Here is an 18,117-nt window from a genome sequence, read left to right as displayed (position 1 = left end):
GTTGACCCCTGCCGGCCGGCTCCGTCTGGTCCTGCGGTGCGAGTCCCGTCCGATCGCGCATCGTATCCCCGTGAATCGAACGCGCGTTCGAGACTTGGGGTGGTGGCCTCAGTCCTTGGCGGCGCCTGTCGGGCTCGTCGGCGGGTCCGTTGTCCTGTACTTGCGGCGTGCCAGGTCGTACTGGCGGGCGATGTACGCCTCGAGCTCCGCCTGCTCGATCCGCCAGACGCCGCGCCCGCCGATCTGGATGGCGGGCAGGTCCCCGCCCCGGACCAGGGAGTACACCTGCCCGCGCGAGACGTTGAGGATCTCCTCGACGTCGGCGGGCGTGAGGAACCGCGTGTGGACCATGGGCCGAATCCTGGTCCGTGTGCGACGGCACGTGGCGCGGTCATCCACAGCCCCGAGCGATCGTCCCAGAGCCGCGCGGCCACGGCCCTACCGTGGGGTCTGTGGGCGCCCAGCGTGCGGAGCAGGTGACGGAGCCGGAGCCGTCCACCCGTCCCGGGGGCGCTCAGTTGATGCACCGTCATTGGGGTGAGATCCTCGCGGTCACGGCGTCACTCGCCGTCGTACCGATCCGGACGGCCGGCGTCGACGCCTGGCTGATGACGGCGCTGCTGTGCCTGTCGCCGCTGATGGCGGCCGCCGCGGTGATCGACTCCCGGTACCGCCGCATCCCCACGGTGCTCACACGCGCCGGCCTCGCCGCCGGTACCGCTGTGTTCGTCGCTGGCGCGTTCGTCGGTGGCGACGGCGGACGCCTGGTCCGAGCCGGGGCGGCCGCCGCGACGGTGGGGCTGGTGTACGTGCTCCTGTGGCGGTTCGCGTCGATGGGGTTGGGTGATGTCCGCCTCGCGGTGGCGCTGGGCCTGGTAGCGGGCTGGGCCGGGTGGCCGACCGTCGGAGGGTTCGTGGTCCTGGCGCATCTGCTCGCGGCACCGCTGGCGCTGTGGCGCCTGACCCGCCGCGATCGTCGGCAGCTGCCGTTCGGCCCGGCGCTGGTGGCCGGCCTGTACCTCACCGTCGCGGCGTCCGGACTGGCGAGTTGAGTTCGCACACCTTCCTGGTGACCGCTACCAGGGAGGCCGCGATGCCGAACGACGACAACCCCGTCGCCGCTGCCGAGGAGGCAGCGCAGGCGATGCGGGCTCTTGCTCACGCGACGCGCCGGTTTGACGATCCGGCCGACACGTACTGGGCCATGGGAAACATCCTGGCGATTGCCACCCGGTTCAGTCAGGTGCTGGAGCAGGTCGCCCAGGCGCATCGCGACAACCTCCAGGCCGCGCACGACGACAACGGGCACCGCACCGCCGGCCGGGCGCTGGGGCTGTCGGCGGCGCAGCACCTGCACCAGGCCGCCATCATGCAGGGCGAGGCGTTGCACCGCCTGGACCTGGCCGCGCAGTCCTCAGGGCAGATCGCCTGGTACGCCGACGACCCGGCCACCCGCACCCCGGTCGCACTGGTCACCGGGCCCACCGTCGCGTCCGAGCGCTCGAGCCGGCCGATACGCCATGTGTCGGAGCCGAGCCTGTGACCGGCGAGCGGGTGCACACCTCGGTGCTGGTCATCCCCGCCGGGGAGCGACGCCGGTCGCGCTCGGCACGCCGCCGGGCGGCCGCCGACGCCGCCATCGCCGCACGAGCCGAGCAGCAGGCCGCTGCCCGGGTCCGGTGGCAGGCCGACCGGGCCGAGCGGCGCGCCACCGCGTACCTGCCCGCGGCCGGGGAGCGCGGACCGGCGGCGCTGCGGACCCGCGGGCACCTGCGGGTACCCAAGCATCAGGACACCTCGGCCACCTGGGCCGGGGCGTACCCTTCCTCGCCGAGGGCGGCCTCGGGGCGGACGGGGTCTTCATCGGGCAGGACCGCAACTCCGGGTCGGCGTTCGTGTACGACCCGTGGGTGCTGTACCAGCGTGGGCTGATTACCGCACCGAACATGGTGATCGCCGGGGTCGTCGGGGCGGGCAAGTCGGCCCTGGCCAAGTCGCTGTACACCCGGTCCATCGCGTTCGGGCGGCGGGTGTACGTGCCCGGTGACCCCAAGGGCGAGCACACCGCGGTCGCCCGGGCCGTGGGCGGGATCGCGATCGAGCTCGGGCACGGCCAGGTCAACCGGCTCAACCCGCTCGACGAGGGCCACCGCCCGGCCGGCGTCGACGACACCCGGTGGGCCGCGCAGGTCACCGCCCGCCGGCGGGACCTCATCGGCGCTCTGGCCGAGACCGTCCTGGAGCGCCGCCTAGCCCCGACCGAGCACACCGCCATCGATGTCGCCCTGGCCGGCGCCGTCCGTTCCGCCGACGTGCCGGTCCTGCCGATGGTGGTCGACCGCCTCCTGGAGCCGGACCGGGGCGACGGGGCCCGGCTGGCCGAGGACGGCCGACTGGCCGGGCACGCGCTGCGCCGCCTGGTCGCCGGAGACCTGGCCGGCATGTTCGACCGGCCCTCCACCGTCCGGTTCGACCCGAGGTTGCCGATGGTCTCCTTGGACCTGTCCGCCGTCTCCGAGAACAGCACCGCCCTGTCACTGCTGATGACGTGCGCGTCGGCGTGGATGGAGTCCGCCCTGGCCGACCCCCGCGGCGGGAAGCGGTGGGTCATATACGACGAAGCGTGGCGGCTGATGGCCCACCCCGCCCTGCTGCGGCGCATGGACGCCCAGTGGCGCCTGGCCCGCCACTACGGCATCGCCAACGTCCTGATCTTCCACAAGCTGTCCGACCTGGACAACGTCGGGGACTCCGGCTCGGCAATGCGCTCCTTAGCCGCCTCGCTCCTGGCCAACGCCGAAACCCGGGTGATCTATCGCCAAGAGGCCGACCAGCTGGGCCCGACCGCCACCGCGCTGGGGCTGACCCACACCGAGCGCGACCTGCTCCCCGACCTGGGCAAGGGCCAAGGGCTGTGGCGCATCCGCGACCGGTCGTTCCTGGTCACCCACCAGATGGTCCCCGCCGAACTGGAGCTGTTCGGGACCGACGCCCGCCTGACCGCCCCCGTCGGGCGCAGGCAGCGCACCCGCATCGCAAGAGACCGGGCGGGGAGGGTTGTGATGCACCGGAACACCACGCAGGTGACCGACCGGGAGGCCAAGCTCGACGCGCTGCACGCCACGCTGGCCGACGCCGTGGGTGCGCTGACCACGGAGGCCGACTGGCGCAGGGCGATCGAGTTCGCCGCGCAGTTCCGCCGGCGCAACTTCGGCAACTCGCTGCTCATCTACGTCCAGCACGCCGCCGCGTTCGACGCCGGCCGCGTCAGCGAGCCGGTGCCGACCTACGTGGCCGGGTACCGCCAGTGGCAGTCGCTGGGACGCCAGGTCCTCAAGGGGCAGTCCCGGTACATGATCTTCGCCCCGGTGATTCAGCGGATGGTCGCGGCCAACCCGGCAACCGGGCCGTGGCGCCCGCTCGACCCCGGCGAAAGACCTGACCCCGGCGAGACGATGCGCTCCCGCCTGGTCGCCACGCGGCCGGCGTACATGTGGGACATCACCCAGACCGAGGGTGACCCGCTGCCCGAGCCACCAGCGCCCCAGCTCCTGCACGGCGCTGCACCCCGTGGCCTGTGGGACGGGCTCACCATGCAGGTCCTCGAGCGGGGCTTCACGCTGCGCCAGGCGCCGGACGCTGCCGCGACCGGTGGGGCGAACGGGCTGACCAGCTACCTGGACGCGACCGTGACGGTCCGCACGGATATGGACGACGCGGCCCGGGTCAAGACGCTCGCGCACGAGTTGGCCCACGTCATGCTCCACGGCCCTGCGAACGAGGAAGCCGCCGGCCACCGCGGCGTTGCGGAGGTGGAGGCCGAGTCGGTGGCGCTGATGGTGGGTGCGGCCCACGGCCTGGACACCAGCCAGTACACGGTCCCGTACGTGTCCACCTGGGCCGCGTCCGTGTCCTTGGTGAACCCGGTGCAGGTGGTGACCTCCACCTTCGACCGGGTGCGCCAGACGGCGCTGACGATCCTCGACCGGCTGGACACCGTGCAGGTGGGCGGCGGAGAACCGCCCGGCCTGGACCGGGCCGCCCGCTCCATCCCCGTTCCCGTCCCGGCTCCCGAACCCGAGCCCACGCACACGGTGCCGTTGTGAAGCGCCCCAACCCCAGCGCCACAGTGCTGCCGCGGGCGAACATCGTCATCGGCGAGGACGACCGACTGACCGTGCACATCGACACCCAGCCGTTTCCCGTGCCCGCCGAGTGGGCGACCATCGGCAGCGCGGCGATCGGGCAGGTCATGGAGGCCATCAGCGTCCACGTCGGGCAGGTCGTGCGCGTCGACGTCACCTGGCCCGACGGCACCCACATCGCCGAGATCATCACCCCCGCCGACGCCGACGAGCTGCGCCTCATCGAGCGCCCCCACGTGCCCGCCCCGACGCCGGTGCACCCTTCGACGGGTGGGTCGTTCCTCGGCGTCGCCGAGGCCGGGTTCCGACCCGGGGAACGGGTTAGCATCGCCGTGGTCGTGTCCACCTCGTACGCGGGGGCCGACGGCGTGGCCGCGCTACGGATGCCGCCCGGCCTGCTCGCCCGCAAGCCATTCGCGATGGTGCTACTCGGCCACGACTCGGGCTACCTAGTCCTGCACGACCCCAACAAAGACACCGGTGCAGCGTGAGCAGCTCTGCGCCTGGCCGTGCCGGTGGAGACGAGCTGACCCACCTCGGGATCGTGCTACTCGTCGCCGGCATCGCCGTCGCCGGGCTGCTGCGACTGGCCGGCTCACTCAGCGCGTACCTGACCGGCGCCGACCAGCCCACCGTCGGACTCACCGGCGCCCTCCAGGTACTGACCGACCCCGGAACCCCCGCCACCGCGCTACAGGCCCCAGGCCTCGCACCCGTCACCTACTGGCTGGTCGTCGCGATCCTCCTCGCCCTGGCAATCGCGATCACCGTCGCCCTGTGGCGGGTCTTTCGCGCAACGCCGCAGGCCGGCGACGGGTTCGCCACCAAGGCCGACATCGCCAAGCACGCCTCCACGCGGGCGCTCCTTCGACGGTCCGCGCACCTGCGCCCCACCCTGTCCAAGCCAACCCCGCAGGACGTCGGCTACCGGCTCGGGACCATCCAGGGCAAGCCGGTATGGGCGTCCGTCGAGGACTCGATGCTGCTCGTCGGCCCGCCACGATCGGGCAAGGGCCACAACGTCATCATCAACATGATCCTCGACGCCCCCGGAGCGGTCATCAGCACATCTACCCGCCCGGACACCATCGCGATCACCATCAGGGCCCGTCGGCGCCGCGGCCCGGTCGCCATATTCGATCCTCAGCACCGCGCACCTGGTGTCCCCGCGGGCTTGCGCTGGTCACCGGTGCGCGGCTGCCAGAACGTGCAGACAGCCAAGACCCGCGCCCGCGGACTGGCCGCCGCCGCCGGGTTCGGTAACGGCAGCGAGAACGGCGGCTACTGGGAGGGCCTCACCCGGCAGGTGCTCGAGCAACTGCTCCACGCCGCCGCTCTGGGTGGACGCGACGCCGCCGACCTGTACGCCTGGTCCAGGCAGCCGGCGGCCGCGGCCGACGCGGTCGCGATCCTTACCTCCCACCCGGCTGCCGCGCCGGGCTGGGGAGAAGACCTCAACGCCGCCATCAACAACGAGCCCCGCACCCGCGACTCCGTCTGGGGTGGGGTCAAGACTGCCCTAGCGTCCTTGTCCGACCCCGACGTGGTCGCCGCCGTCACCCCGCACCCCGGGGAACAGTTCGACCCCGAGACGTTCATCCGTTCCGGGGGAACCCTGTACCTGCTGGGCACCAGCGCAGGCTCCGGCGGAGTCGGTCCGCTGGTCGCGGCTTTCGTCGAGGACCTCACCGAAACTGCCAAACGCCTCGCCTCCCGCTTCCCCGGCGCACGGCTGGACCCACCCTTGCTGCTCGCGCTGGACGAAATCGGCAACCTCGCCCCGCTGCCTTCACTTCCCCAGCTCATGTCCGACGGCGGCGGCTCCGGCATCACGGTCCTGCCCGTCCTGCAGTCCATCGCCCAGGCACGCACAGCGTGGGGAGAGCACCAGACCGGAACCATCTGGGACGCCGCCATCGCCAAGATCATCCTCGGCGGATCTGCCGTCGCCCGAGACCTCAGCGACTGGTCCACCCTCCTGGGCGACCGCGACGAGATCACCTACGCCACCTCTATGCGGCCGGACGGAACCAAGACCACACAGTCCTCGATCCGACGAAGGGCAATCATGTCCTCCCAAGAGATCCGCACCATGCCTCAAGGAACCGGCCTGATCCTTCTCCGTTCCCTGAAGCCCATCCAGGTGAAACTGCAGCCTTGGACCAAGCGAAAAGACGGCCGGCGATTGCGCGCAGACAAGCACGCGACCGAGAAGGAAATCAGTGGCCTCGGACGAAACGCCGCAGTCAAGCACACCTCACTAAGTCAGGCGCAACTGTCGCAGGCTCGAAAGAAGGAGCAAAACCATGGGCTGGACGAGTCGCCTCACGGGCTCCGGAGGCGACCGTTGAGTGTTCGGCTTCGACGACATGCAAGCCTCGCACTTCGCCGATACCAGCCGCCTCTACGCCTTCCACGCTCCAAGCGCGGGCGCCAGCGGTGCGGTGGAGCCGTGGTCGGCCCGCTGGGCCCGGTGGCGCCTGCCGGCGACAACGCCGCCATGGAGTCGTTCATCTCCCTGCTGCAGAAGAACGTCCTGAACCGGGGCCGCTGGGCTACCCGCGAGGAGGTGCGGCTGGCGATCGCCACCTGGATCGAACGGACCTACCACCGCCGCCGCAGGCAAGCCCGCCTTGCTCGCGTGACACCCATCGAGTACGAGACCATCAACACCCCTTCAGGTCGCACTTGCCGCCTGAGACCCGCTGTCACCGATCCGTGCAGCGGACCCACTAGCTGTTGTGGCTCATGAGGTTGGTGACGCCGGCGGGGTGTGAGGAGGGGTAGGTCCCGGCGGCAGGATGGAAGTGCGACCAACCTCCTGCGAGCTGAAGGACCTACCCCTCGATGACCCACGCTAACGCTCCGTTGACCCCTGCCGGCCGGCTCCGTCTGGTCCTGCGGTGCGAGTCCCGTCCGATCGCGCACGTCGCGGCTGAGGCCGGGGTGTCGCGCCAGTGCCTGTCGAAGTGGAAGACCCGGTACGACGACCTCGGCGACGCCGGCCTGGTCGACCGGCCCAGCATCCCGCACCGCACCCCGACCCAGGTCCCGGCCGACGTGGTCGAGCAAATCGAGACGTGGCGGCGCACGCACAAGTGGACCGCCCGGCAGATCCACCTCGAGCTGATCCGCACCGGACACACGGTGTCCCTGGCGACCGTGTCACGGTGGCTGGTCCGGTTGGGGATCAACCGCCGCCGCGACATCGACCCCGACGGGCAGACCAACCGCACCACCACGGCGATCACGGCCCGGTACCCCGGGCACATGGTGCACTTGGACGTGAAGAAGGTCGGCCGCATCCCCGACGGCGGCGGATGGCGCGCCCACGGCCGCGGCTCAGCCCAGGACAAGGCCGCCCGGCGCGCCAAGACAACCGGGGCCCGTGCGGGGTACGTGTACCTGCACTCGGCGATCGACGGGTACTCCCGGCTGGCGTACACCGAACACCTCGCGGACGAGAAGGCCGTCACCACCATCGGGTTCTTCCACCGGGCCCGGGCGTTCTTCGCCGCTCACGGCATCGTGCGCCTGGTCCGCGTCGTCACCGACAACGGCGCTAACTACAAGGCCACCGCGTTCGCCCGCACCGTGACCGCCGTCGCGTCCCGCCACCAGCGCATCCGCCCCCACACCCCGCGCCACAACGGCAAGGTCGAGCGGTACAACCGGACCCTGGCCGAGGAGCTCCTCTACGCCCGCGTCTGGACCTGCGAGGACGAGCGCGCCGCGGCCATCACGATGTGGAACGTGCACTACAACTACCATCGCGCTCACACTGCCGCCGGCAACCAACCACCGGCCTCACGCCTGCACGCAGGCGTCACCAACGTCCTGAGCCAGAACAACTAGCGCCGTCAAAGGACCCGAGTCTGCCGCTCACAGGCCAGGAAATACGTCACACTTGCCACCTGACCTGCAAGGGGCACGCGACGGACGGGCCTAGGACCAATCATGACTATCGGTGCGAACCGGGTTAGGAGTGCTCGATGGCGGAGACGGCGCACGACGGTCACGAGACTGACACAGGCGCTCCGGAAGTCACGCTAGTTCAGATCGACGATCACGGCCGGTTCGCTGTGCTTGCAGAATCGGTCGACGCCGCACGCACCACAGTCGAGGCGCTCACGGACCTTCGCGAGCCGGGCCGCAGCGCGGGCGGGCAGTGGAATGCGGTCGGCGGCGGCGCCGGAGCGATCGCGCAAGCCTTGGGCGGGCTCGGGAAGGCGGCGAGCCTCCAGGGCACGGTGCAGCTCGCCCCTGAGACGCTGCGCCTGCTGGCGATTCCAGGCAACCATCTGATGCAGTCGGGTGGTCAGGCGCTCGGCACCGTCGTCAACGCGAATGGCCAGATCGTCGCCAACGCAGCCTTCGTCGGTGCAACAGGTGCCGCTCAGATCGCGACGCTCGCTTCGACCGTCGGTATGGCAGTGGCGTTGGCGGCGATCCAAGTCCAGCTCCACCGGATCGAGAAGGCGCTCGCGACCATGAACGACATGGTCCGCGACTTCGTCGACGAGGAGCGTGAGCACCGCTGGGCCGATGTCGAGGTTCGGATCGACCGCATCGTTCGCGAGGCGTCCTGGGCCGTCGAAGCCGGGCAGGTGCCGCCCGGCGTGCTCGAGGAGCTCCGCGGTGACGCACACGCGCTGGAGGCGTTCAGCAGGGCCGCAGCGCGGACTTTGGCGCGGCGAGCTCGTGAGCTTGAGTCGACCGGCAAGGCGGATCTCCAGAGAACGCGTATCCAGCGCGATGCCTACGCACTAGCCCGGGACCTGATCGATGCCGTTGCCGCTGCCGACTGCCTCTACGCCTACGAAGTGATCCGTGCAGCCGCGTCGACGCAGGACCACCCAGGCCCGGTAGCCGACTTCCACAGCGATCGTGTACTTCGTGACGCCGCCGAACGCGCGGACTTGCTCCGGACGGAAGCCGCCAAGATCGCTCGCACACTGCAACGGCGCCTGCGGCAGATCGAGACCCGTCCCGGGTCTGGGCTCCGGCCCGGATCACGGGCACAAGCGAAGGAGCTTGCCGGTCAGCTCGCCGAGACTGTGGCCACCATCGCACCTGAACCACCGGCTCTCGACATACGGAGTGTGTCGGGGGTCAGCGAGGACGAGCTCGCGCAACTGCAGCAAGAGCTCAGGTGGGTTCCGGGAGTGACCAAAGTCGAAGCGTTGTTCGGGGTCCTGGCACCCCGGCTGACGGCAGGTCCAACGGCCGTCCGTCAAGCCGCTGACGCCGTCGGTCCCCGCGATGCCTTCGTTGCGATCGCGGGAGGCCGCGTGTTCATCGGCATTACGAAGGACTTCGTTGGCGCCGGCGAACTGTTGGTCGACCTTCGCGCGGACGAGTGCGAGATCGCCGGAACTGGCACCGATGGTGCGCCGATCGTGCACACGCCTGAGAGCGACATCCAGTTGCGCCCGCGTGCGGAGCAATCGGCAGTCACTCCTGCTTCGCTCACCGTCTACCTGCGTAGGGCAGTTGCCACCGCCCGCACGCCCGCGCCGCCGCTGCAGATTGCCGCGATCCCTTGGGTCCCAGCCGCCGCAGCCGCTACGGCCTAGGCACGGGGCGCCCACCGTTCGAGCGACGGTGAGCGCGAACGCCGCCGCGGGCCGGTGCGGCACCGCCCCGCGGCGGCACCTGCCTCGGAGCGGGGCAGAGCCGGAATGTCGCACAACCCGCACACGAGTATCAGGAACGGGCGCGGCCAGTTGCAGCGAGTAAGACTGTCAACCGCGGTGCACGCGGCCGTGTCGGCGGCGCCATGCGCAAGGATCACCGCATGACCAGCTCCGACACGCCATGGCTCCAGGTTCCGAACGGGTGGGATGCGCCCAGCCAGGTGCTCCTGGAGCACGCGCACCGTCGTGCCTTGACCGCACTGGCACTCGATGGGCCAGCCCCCGCACACCATCGGCTGCGAGCCTTCTACGACGTAGACGGGAACTACGCCGGTTCCACCTTCGCCCAACTTGAACCCGTCCACCCCGATGACATCACCGCAACCGACCTGCATGCCACGAGCCTGCTCAGCGTCCGCATCCGACCGCACGCCACCAGACGCCTGCTGAACGACGGCCTCACCCGCACCGAAATCGTCACCAATCTGAGAGCTATCCCCGACGCTCAGCTTCAGGTCGCCGACGCCCACGCACTCGTGGCGATGCAGCACCTTTACCTCAGCGTCAAGACGGCAATGTCGCCTGCTACCACCCGCAACCCGGACGCCTGGGTCACCACTAGCAAGTTGTGCGCACGCAAGCGACCCGACCTGTTCCCAGTCCGCGACACCCGGATCCGGGACTACCTCGGCATTCCGATCTCCGCCAACGGCTACGGCACCACCTGGCTGCTGTTCCGCGCGCTCCTGCAGGACAGCGAGATCATCACGGCCATCGACACCGCCGTCGACGCCACCGGCAACGGCGAGCACCACCGCGTCCGGCTAGACACCTCGCGGCTGCGTCTCCTCGACGCCGCGCTCTGGACCGCCACCCTGCGCTGACCCGGGTCACGCACCAATCCACCACGCCGTCGAGAGGTACCCAGCATGGTCACCTGCCCCCAGTGCCAGTCCGACGATCTCGACCTTGTAGAGAAGGGCGCGGGCGACCGTCGGCACATCCGATGCAATGCGTGCACCCACAGTTGGTGGCGCGGCGAAGACAAGCAGCCCGCGCCGAAGCAACGGGACACCATCGACGCGCAGCGGACCGCCTTCCACACCGCTCACACCCTCACGCCAGCACGTCGGCAGTCCGTCGAGACGCTCAAGGGTCAGTTCATTGCTGATCACCCCGTACCGCAGCCTGAAGTCGCCGAGTACTGGGCTCGCTACCAGCAGATCTTCAGCGCCGAAGGCTTACAGCACTGTGACCCCCGGGCCCTCAAGGACTTCGCCAACACAGAGACCGGCGCCCACCCCGGCAACATGTCGGTCTTCAACACCGCCTGGAACGAACTAGGCGATGATGAGGCAGTCCAACGCACCCGTGGCGTCATCGGCTATCTGCTGTACGGACCTGACCATGTCCCCCTCGAGGACCGTCTCACCCACCTCATCGAAGGCCCCCACGCCCTCGAGATGCGTGGCTTCAAGGAAGCGCTGCTGACCAAGGTGCTCTGCATCGTGCAGCCGGACCGATTCTTGCCGATCCTCATCTACTCCAGCCCCAACGGCGGTGGCAAGCGGGAGATCGCCAACAGAGTCTTCGGCCTGGAACTTCCGCCGCGTGACCGCACCCGGTGGCCGATCGGCCGACTCATCACTTGGAGCAACGACGTCCTTGTCGACCACGCCGGCCCCGGATTCGAGAAGCTGCAGCACGTATCCAGCTTCCTGTGGTGGGCCAAGGATCAAGCAGCAAGCGGGTCGAAGGTCCTCTCGTGACCGCGGACACCCTCAGGGACGCACAGCTCGCCTGGGCGCACCAGTACAACGGCTACAAACGCCTCGCCGGTGACCCCGCAGCGCTAGGAGAGGTCTTGACTGCCGCGCGCCTCCATTGGCGACGAACCGGACAAGTTCCTCACTGGTGCGGAGTCGATTACTTGCGTGGCTGGGCGTTCTACCTCGCCCGCGGTGACCACCACTACGGCGGGGCGGCGCTTCAGTCTGGTGGCGCAGACGACTCCGAGTTTCGAGCCATACTGCAAGCGATTGATACTCACCCCGCGGCGCAGCCGCCGGACGTTCCACCACTGCGCGCCGGCGACTACGGCGGGAGGGCCGACCCCGAACCACTGCTAGGCGACAGCGGGCCATGGGTCCGGCATCTGGCGACGGCGTGGCAGTCGTGCGCCGCCCCGGGCGTCGTCGTGCCACCACCTCGGCCTCTAATGTCTCCGGAAGCCGATAACTCCACCGAAGCCCTCACCGCGCGTATCGCCCACTTCTCGCCGTTACTGCATCTGCTGGTTTTCGGGCTCGGCTGGTCGAAGCCCGATGTCGGTATCAGCCGGTGGATCCGGTCTGGACGAGCCACCAATGAGCCCGTGCTCCGTGCCGTGCAGCAATGGTGGGCGGACGACCTCGCAGGCTTCGTGGAATGGCTAGGGGTCAGCGGGAGTGCGCGTGCCGGGATTCGGCGCGTGTTGACCGGCGACCCAACCCCGCGCCCGGAGGATCACACGATAGGCCGAGCACCGGCCGATCCCGATTGGCAGAGAATCTGGGGTGGCGGATGGGATCCGATGCATCTGACAGGTCATATTGAAGGCCCTGCTAGTGCGGGCGCTTTCGACTGGATGCTGACCGGTCCCAGTCAAGCCGACGATGGCGTGCCGCGGGCTGCGCTGGTCGCAGAGACCTACGTCGGCTGGTATGCCGCTCTCCAGCGCTTCGCCGGGCCAACGCGGAGCGGAATGCACGATCTCCGGATCGATGTCACCTGTAGGCCCATCGGATGGCTTGGCCAGTACCGGCGCTCCACCCGAACTGGCTTGTGGTTCCGCGGAACCCATACCACGCACACCCTCGGCAACTGAGATCGGCTGGCACGCCTACGCGCTGATCTGGGACGGGACTGTCACTCCCGAGCCGCAGTTCCAGCCCACTCCGGACTGGGGTGCTGCCCCGATTTTCGTGGGCATGCTCGCGACTGGTTGGGCACCCGGCTACCTCGTCGGCCGAGCGTGACAGTGGCGACCGTAGTGACACGATGCCGATCCCGGCCTGCCAGCGGGCGGTCAGCCGCTTTCACGGTTGGTCACGGGGATGGCTCGGAGGGCGAAGCCCACGCTTTGCGAACAGCCCTTGCGAAGTCCGTAGCAGCTCTTTGGACCTCTGAGTTCTTACCGACCTGAACGAGGCGCTCGGCGTTCGCCGCGAGAGCGCCTGCCGCCAGTTTTGCCACGTTGCCCATGCTGCGCTTGCCATCCGCCTCAGACATGGCGCCATGGTAAACACGTTGAGCCCCGATGTGGGCGCATCTGAGCACACTCGAGCGCTGGGCCTGCACTTGGCACGTGGCCGCTGGCGAGGCGGGTCGGTCCGGCGACGGGTGCGGCTTCACCCGAACAAGCGTCCGCGCATCCGCGCGACGCGGTCGGCCCGTGGATCAGCAATGCGTCACCAGAGCACACGGAGCGGGTGGCACACCTAAATGGCAACAGCGGCAACCGTCGCGGTGCTGCGTGGCTGCAGGAGGCCCGTGATGTCGATCCCGACCCGCCAGTGCATCGTCGGCCAGATCGCTTCGCGGCCGGAGTGGTCCAGGGCCAGCGAGGGCACGGTGCGGTTCTTTGCTCGCATCAAGATCAGGGCTCGCCGCCGCCACGCGGACGGCACCTACGGCGACCCGGTCGAGTCGTTCCACAATCTCGTCGCCTACGGGCGCGCCGCCGAGCGTGGCCGCACCCGCGTGCGGGAAGGGGACGTCATCGTCGCCGCCGGCTACGTCCGTACCGACTCCTACGACCATGACGGAGCGCCGCGGACCGGCGAGGAGTTCGTCATGCGCTGGTTCGGGCACGAGGCCTGGCGCACCGAGTACACCGTCGCCCGTTCCGCACCGCCCGCCCAGCCATCGTCGCACCCCCGTACCCCCAGACGTTCCTCGGTCGCGGCGATCGCGGCGCAGGGCCCGGCGCCCGCGCTGGCACGCTGACGGCCGGTGGTCGCCATGGTCGATGCGCACAGGCGCGAGCCACCGCGAGCCAGGCGCCGCCCGGACCCGCAGCTCGAAAGGTTCCCCGGTGACGATGACCAGCCGCCCGGGCCAGTCAACTGGAACACCCTGCCTGCGGCGGAGGCGGCGGTCCGGTGGGTCGAGCTGGACGCGTGGGTGTCCTGGCTGCGGACCGCCTACGGGCTCTCGGTTCTGGAGATCCCGCCGTTCTGGCACCGCCACGACGAGCTGGTGTGGGAGCTGTCGGCCCTGCACCTGCACTGGTTGGCCTGCTATGGCGACGGCGCGTCGGGGTCGGCGCCGCTGCAGTGGCACCGCGACTTCGACGACGCCCGCCACCGCCTGCGCCGCTGGGTCGCCGCCTGCGGCGCCCAGTCCACCGCGGACCGCCCCACCCTCGTCGCCCTGTGGCCCGGAGACGCGCCCCGCGACGTGGAGCCCGCCCGGACGATCAACGACCGAGTGAGAGTGACAGCCTGATGTGGCCCCACTTGGGGCCGTAGTGATGGCTTGATTTGGCCCCACCCCCGACCTGCCTGTCCCTACGTTCGTGACGTCGACCAAGACGATCACGAGGGGCGTAGATGAGAGCGAGATCGAGGGTGGAGATGTTCGAACGTATCCGCAGAGACCATCGAGTTGAAGGGTTGTCGATCCGTGCGTTGGCGGAGCGGCACGAGGTGCACCGGCGCACGGTGCGGCAGGCGCTGGCCGACGCGACACCGCCGCCGCGCAAGGTCCCGGTGCGCCAGTCGCCGGTGCTCGGGGCGCACGAGGCGCAGATCCGGACGTGGCTGATCGAGGACCTGACCGCGCCGCGCAAGCAGCGCCACACCGCCCGCAGGGTGTGGCAGCGCCTGCGCGACGAGCACGGCGCGCAACTGGCCGAGTCGACCGTGCGCGGCATGGTCGGGCAGCTCCGGGCGGAGATCGCGGCGAGCACCCGGGTGGTGCCGATCGCCCAGGAGCACCCGGCCGGGGTCGAGGCGGAGGTTGACTTCGGGGAGTTCATGGCCTGGATCGACGGTGTCTACGTGAAGCTGTGGATGTTCGCGCTGCGGTTGTCGCACTCCGGGCGGGCGGTGCACGTGGCGTACGCCAACCAGGCCCAGGAGTCGTTCCTGGACGGCCACGTGCACGCCTTCACCGTCCTGGGTGGGGTCCCGACCGGGCAGATCCGGTACGACAACCTGCGCCCTGCGGTGGTGCGGGTGCTGCTGGGCCGGGAGCGGCTGGAGAACGAGCGGTTCATCGCGTTGCGGTCGCACTACGGGTACGACTCGTTCTTCTGCGAGCCCGGCATCGGCGGGGCGCACGAGAAGGGCGGGGTGGAAGGAGAGATCGGCCGGTTCCGCCGCCGGCACCTGACCCCCGTGCCGAAGGCGGGCAGCCTGAGCGAACTGAACGCACAGCTCGCCGCCGCGGACGTCCTTGACCAGGACCGGCACATCGCCACCCGGGTCGAGACGGTCGGGCAGGCCGCGGCCCGCGAGCAGGTGGCGCTGCGGGCGTTGCCGGGCGAGCCGTTCGACGTCGCGACCGCGCTGACCTGCCACGTCGACGCGAAGGCCCGGATCTGCGTGCGCCAGTCGTACTACTCCGTCCCGGCGCACCTGGCCGGGGCCAGAGTCAGCGTCGCGTTGGGGGCGCGGTCGTTCACCGTGCGCGACGCCCGACCTGGCCGGCCGGCGGTGGTGGTCGCCGAGCACGTGCGCAGCTTGCACAAGAACACCCAAACCCTGGTGCTGGACCACTACCTGGAGGTCCTAGCCCGCCGGCCTGGCGCACTGCCGGCTGCGACTGCCCTGGTCACGGCTCGTGCGGCGGGGTTGTTCACGCCCGGCCATGACGAGTTCTGGGCTGCTGCCCGTCGCGCGCACGGTGACAGCGCGGGCACCCGGGAGCTGATCGGGGTGCTGCTGCTGCACCGCAGGTTGCCGACCGAGGCCGTGCTGGCGGGGATGACCGCGGCCGTGCGCCTGGGACGGCTCCAGGCCGACCTCGTCGCCGTCGAGGCCCGCCGACACCTCGAACCCACGACCCGGCCCGCCGCCGCCAGCGCCGACACTGTCCGGGACGCGGCTGAGCTCCTTCGCCCGGTCCCGACGCTGGGCGGCTACGACAGCCTGCTGGCACCGTTGGCGGCCACAGCATGAGCGCCGCCACGAGCGTCCCGGACGCCGACCAGCGGCCGGTCACTGCGCGGTCGGAGCAGGCCGCCGACCTGGCAATCGCGGCCGGGGCAGCAGCGCTGCACCTGCCCACGATCCGCACCGAAGCGACCCGGATCGCGGCCGCCGCGGTCAAGGAGCGCCTCACCCACAAGGCGTTCCTCGCCGAGGTCCTCACCGCCGAACTCGACGACCGCGACGCCCGCCGCCGCACCAGACGGATCCACGAGGCGAAGTTCCCCCGCCTGAAACGCCTCGAGGACCTGGACCTGCGCCAGCTGCCCGGCCTACCGGCGCCGCTGCTGGCCGCGCTGTCCGCCGGGGCGTGGATCGACCGCGGCGAACCCGTCGTGCTCCTGGGCGACTCGGGCACCGGCAAGACGCACCTGCTCATCGGCCTAGGCGTCGCGGCCGCCGAAGCCGGCCGCAGGGTCCGCTACGTGACCACCGCCGCACTGGTCAACGAGCTCGTCGAGGCCGCCGACGCCAAACAGCTATCCCGCGTCGTGGGCCGCTACGCCCGCCTGGACCTGCTGTGCCTGGACGAGCTCGGCTACGTCCACCTCGACCCCCTCGGCGCCGAACTGCTCTTCCAGATCATCACCGAACGCGAAGAGAAGGCCTCCATCGCCTGCGCGAGCAACGCCCCATTCAGCGAGTGGGGCACCACCTTCACCGACCCCCGCCTGGCCGCCGCCATCGTCGACCGGCTGACCTTCAACGCCCACATCATCGCCACCGGCACCGACTCCTACCGGCTGCGATCCAGCCGCGCAGCACGCGAAGGAGCCGCCCCTGGCTGACCCCACAGCGACGCCCCGCACGCGTCACCCAAAGTGACGCTGCAGGACCGTCGCACTCCCCGCAGATGAACGCGGGGGTGGGGCCGAATCAGGCCATCACAGTGGGGCCGAATGGGCTTGTCATTCTCAACCGAGACGCGGACTTCCGGGACATGGTCCGCGCCGACGTCCAGGAGCGGCTCGACGCCGCCGAGGCGATCGACGCCGGCCTGGTGTCCCCCGGCCGATCGGGCGGTGCGTGATGCACCGGATGCCCGGCGCCCTGGAGCGCGAGCTGGCGGACCTGACCGCGCTGACCGATCACGCCTCGACCGGCGCCCACGACGCCTACGCCCAGCTGCGTGGCCCGCTGTGGGCAACGCTGCACGAGCTGGGGTTCGACGGCGGTGACGTCCTGGTCCTGGGGGACGGCGCCCCGACCCTGTTGGCCATGCCCGGCGGCCCGGAACGAGCCGTGGACTTCCTGGCTGCCCGCATGGTGCCTCTGAACGTGCCCGAGCCTGACCCGGTTCCGCTCGGGCCCACCCGCGAAGCGGCCTGCTTCGACGTGGTGGTCGCGTCCCTGCCGTGGGCGGACGTGCAATTGCGCGACCCGGCCAGGTGGGCGCAGCGAGTCGTTCGCCAGGCCCAGATGACGATCGCCGCGGCGACCCTGACCCGGCCCGGCGGGCTGATTACCGTTCTGGCCACGCACGACCTGATGGACGCCCCCGAACCGCAGGAGCGCCGCGCGATCTTGCAGCACGCGGCGTTCCTCGGTGCGGTCCGGCTGCCGGCTGGGGCACTGCGGCCCGCGACCGGTACCGACAACGTCATCGACTTGATCGCGTTTACCGCCATCGACCCGGCACAAGAGGCTCGGTCGCGGCCGTTCGAGGCGACGGTCCAGTTGGCGCTCCCCGGCGGCGAAATCGTGCTGAACCGGTACTTCGACGACCACCCCGAGCAGGTGCTGGGGTCGGTTGAGGTGGAGGCCAGCGTCTGGGGCCGCCCGTCACTGACGATCGCCGGCGACCGCGCGACGCTCGACCGGGAGGTGAGCCTCGCACTGGGGAACCTGGCCGCCGGCGCGCTTCGCGACGGCTTGACCGCCGCCGGGCCTAGCGAACCCCGGGTGTCGGGCGGCTTCGACGGGTGGACGATCAAGGGCGCCCGGCGGTACCTGCCGCCCCAGCTCGAGGGCCGCCAGATCCATGGTGCATGGCGGACGTCGCACGGGTGGCCGACCACCCGACCGCCGGAGCCCGGCATCGACCTATGACCGACCTTCGCGCCGACGCGGGCGCGGACTCCCCAGCCCCGAACGCGGTCGCTCTGCTCTTGCCGCACACCTCTTGTAGTGCATTGATCGAGA

General features: G+C 70.3%; 15 protein-coding genes and 3 pseudogenes. 17 read left to right on the top strand and 1 reads right to left on the bottom strand.

Annotated features, from left to right (window positions below; genetic code table 11):
- Positions 1-108: 108 nt before the first annotated feature.
- On the bottom strand, positions 109-351 hold the full coding sequence (locus REH70_RS04195; protein WP_310752540.1) for a helix-turn-helix domain-containing protein: 243 nt from the start codon (positions 349-351) through the stop codon (positions 109-111).
- A 101-nt stretch (positions 352-452) separates the two neighbouring features.
- On the opposite strand from REH70_RS04195, the gene REH70_RS04190 reads away from it, so the two are divergent.
- The 17 genes and pseudogenes from REH70_RS04190 to REH70_RS04110 all read left to right on the top strand — a co-directional run bounded on the left by REH70_RS04190 (position 453) and on the right by REH70_RS04110 (position 18,024).
- Entirely contained in the window at positions 453-1,052 is a 600-nt protein-coding gene (locus tag REH70_RS04190) for an A24 family peptidase (protein ID WP_310752538.1), read from the top strand.
- Between the two features lie 41 nt (positions 1,053-1,093).
- Positions 1,094-1,543, top strand: a complete 450-nt coding sequence (locus REH70_RS04185; RefSeq protein ID WP_310752535.1) for a hypothetical protein — start codon at positions 1,094-1,096, stop codon at positions 1,541-1,543.
- Positions 1,540-3,002: pseudogene (locus REH70_RS04180) on the top strand (ATP-binding protein); the annotation flags it as partial. The gene REH70_RS04185 and the pseudogene REH70_RS04180, both read left to right, overlap by 4 nt.
- A gap of 60 nt (positions 3,003-3,062) precedes the next feature.
- Complete coding sequence (locus tag REH70_RS04175) at positions 3,063-4,106, top strand: ArdC family protein (protein ID WP_310754135.1); 1,044 nt, start codon at positions 3,063-3,065, stop codon at positions 4,104-4,106.
- Entirely contained in the window at positions 4,103-4,636 is a 534-nt protein-coding gene (locus REH70_RS04170) for a hypothetical protein (RefSeq protein WP_310752533.1), read from the top strand. The genes REH70_RS04175 and REH70_RS04170 overlap by 4 nt, the downstream gene beginning before the upstream one ends.
- A gap of 53 nt (positions 4,637-4,689) precedes the next feature.
- Positions 4,690-6,357, top strand: a pseudogene (locus REH70_RS04165) (type IV secretory system conjugative DNA transfer family protein); the annotation flags it as partial.
- Positions 6,358-6,597: 240 nt separating this feature from the next.
- Positions 6,598-6,897: pseudogene (locus tag REH70_RS20360) on the top strand (IS3 family transposase); the annotation flags it as partial.
- A 95-nt stretch (positions 6,898-6,992) separates the two neighbouring features.
- On the top strand, positions 6,993-8,000 hold the full coding sequence (locus tag REH70_RS04155; RefSeq protein ID WP_310752531.1) for an IS481 family transposase: 1,008 nt from the start codon (positions 6,993-6,995) through the stop codon (positions 7,998-8,000).
- A 137-nt stretch (positions 8,001-8,137) separates the two neighbouring features.
- Positions 8,138-9,721: a hypothetical protein gene (locus REH70_RS04150; protein WP_310752529.1), complete on the top strand. Its 1,584-nt coding sequence runs from the start codon at positions 8,138-8,140 to the stop codon at positions 9,719-9,721.
- Positions 9,722-9,942: 221 nt separating this feature from the next.
- Positions 9,943-10,665 carry a DUF6308 family protein gene (locus REH70_RS04145; protein ID WP_310752527.1) on the top strand — a complete coding sequence of 241 codons (723 nt, stop codon included), beginning with the start codon at positions 9,943-9,945 and terminating at the stop codon, positions 10,663-10,665.
- A gap of 45 nt (positions 10,666-10,710) precedes the next feature.
- Positions 10,711-11,550: a hypothetical protein gene (locus REH70_RS04140; RefSeq protein ID WP_310752525.1), complete on the top strand. Its 840-nt coding sequence runs from the start codon at positions 10,711-10,713 to the stop codon at positions 11,548-11,550.
- Positions 11,547-12,647 carry a hypothetical protein gene (locus REH70_RS04135; RefSeq protein WP_310752523.1) on the top strand — a complete coding sequence of 367 codons (1,101 nt, stop codon included), beginning with the start codon at positions 11,547-11,549 and terminating at the stop codon, positions 12,645-12,647. The genes REH70_RS04140 and REH70_RS04135 overlap by 4 nt, the downstream gene beginning before the upstream one ends.
- Before the next feature lie 668 nt (positions 12,648-13,315).
- Positions 13,316-13,768 carry a single-stranded DNA-binding protein gene (locus REH70_RS04130; protein WP_310752520.1) on the top strand — a complete coding sequence of 151 codons (453 nt, stop codon included), beginning with the start codon at positions 13,316-13,318 and terminating at the stop codon, positions 13,766-13,768.
- Between the two features lie 177 nt (positions 13,769-13,945).
- Positions 13,946-14,269 carry a hypothetical protein gene (locus REH70_RS04125; RefSeq protein ID WP_310752518.1) on the top strand — a complete coding sequence of 108 codons (324 nt, stop codon included), beginning with the start codon at positions 13,946-13,948 and terminating at the stop codon, positions 14,267-14,269.
- A gap of 104 nt (positions 14,270-14,373) precedes the next feature.
- On the top strand, positions 14,374-15,945 hold the full coding sequence (gene istA, locus REH70_RS04120; RefSeq protein WP_396134677.1) for an IS21 family transposase: 1,572 nt from the start codon (positions 14,374-14,376) through the stop codon (positions 15,943-15,945).
- The gene (istB, locus tag REH70_RS04115) at positions 15,942-16,763 is read left to right on the top strand and encodes an IS21-like element helper ATPase IstB (RefSeq protein ID WP_310752514.1); all 822 of its coding nucleotides are present in this window, start codon (positions 15,942-15,944) and stop codon (positions 16,761-16,763) included. Before istA ends, istB begins: the two co-directional genes overlap by 4 nt.
- Positions 16,764-17,013: 250 nt before the next feature.
- Positions 17,014-18,024, top strand: a complete 1,011-nt coding sequence (locus REH70_RS04110; RefSeq protein WP_310752512.1) for a hypothetical protein — start codon at positions 17,014-17,016, stop codon at positions 18,022-18,024.
- The last annotated feature ends 93 nt before the right edge of the window (positions 18,025-18,117 follow it).

Source organism: Cellulomonas sp. ATA003 (assembly GCF_031582905.1).
Classification (GTDB): Bacteria; Actinomycetota; Actinomycetes; order Actinomycetales; family Cellulomonadaceae; genus Pengzhenrongella.
The sequence above is the reverse complement of the archived record's forward strand: the minus strand, read 5'-3'. Positions and strand labels throughout refer to the sequence as shown.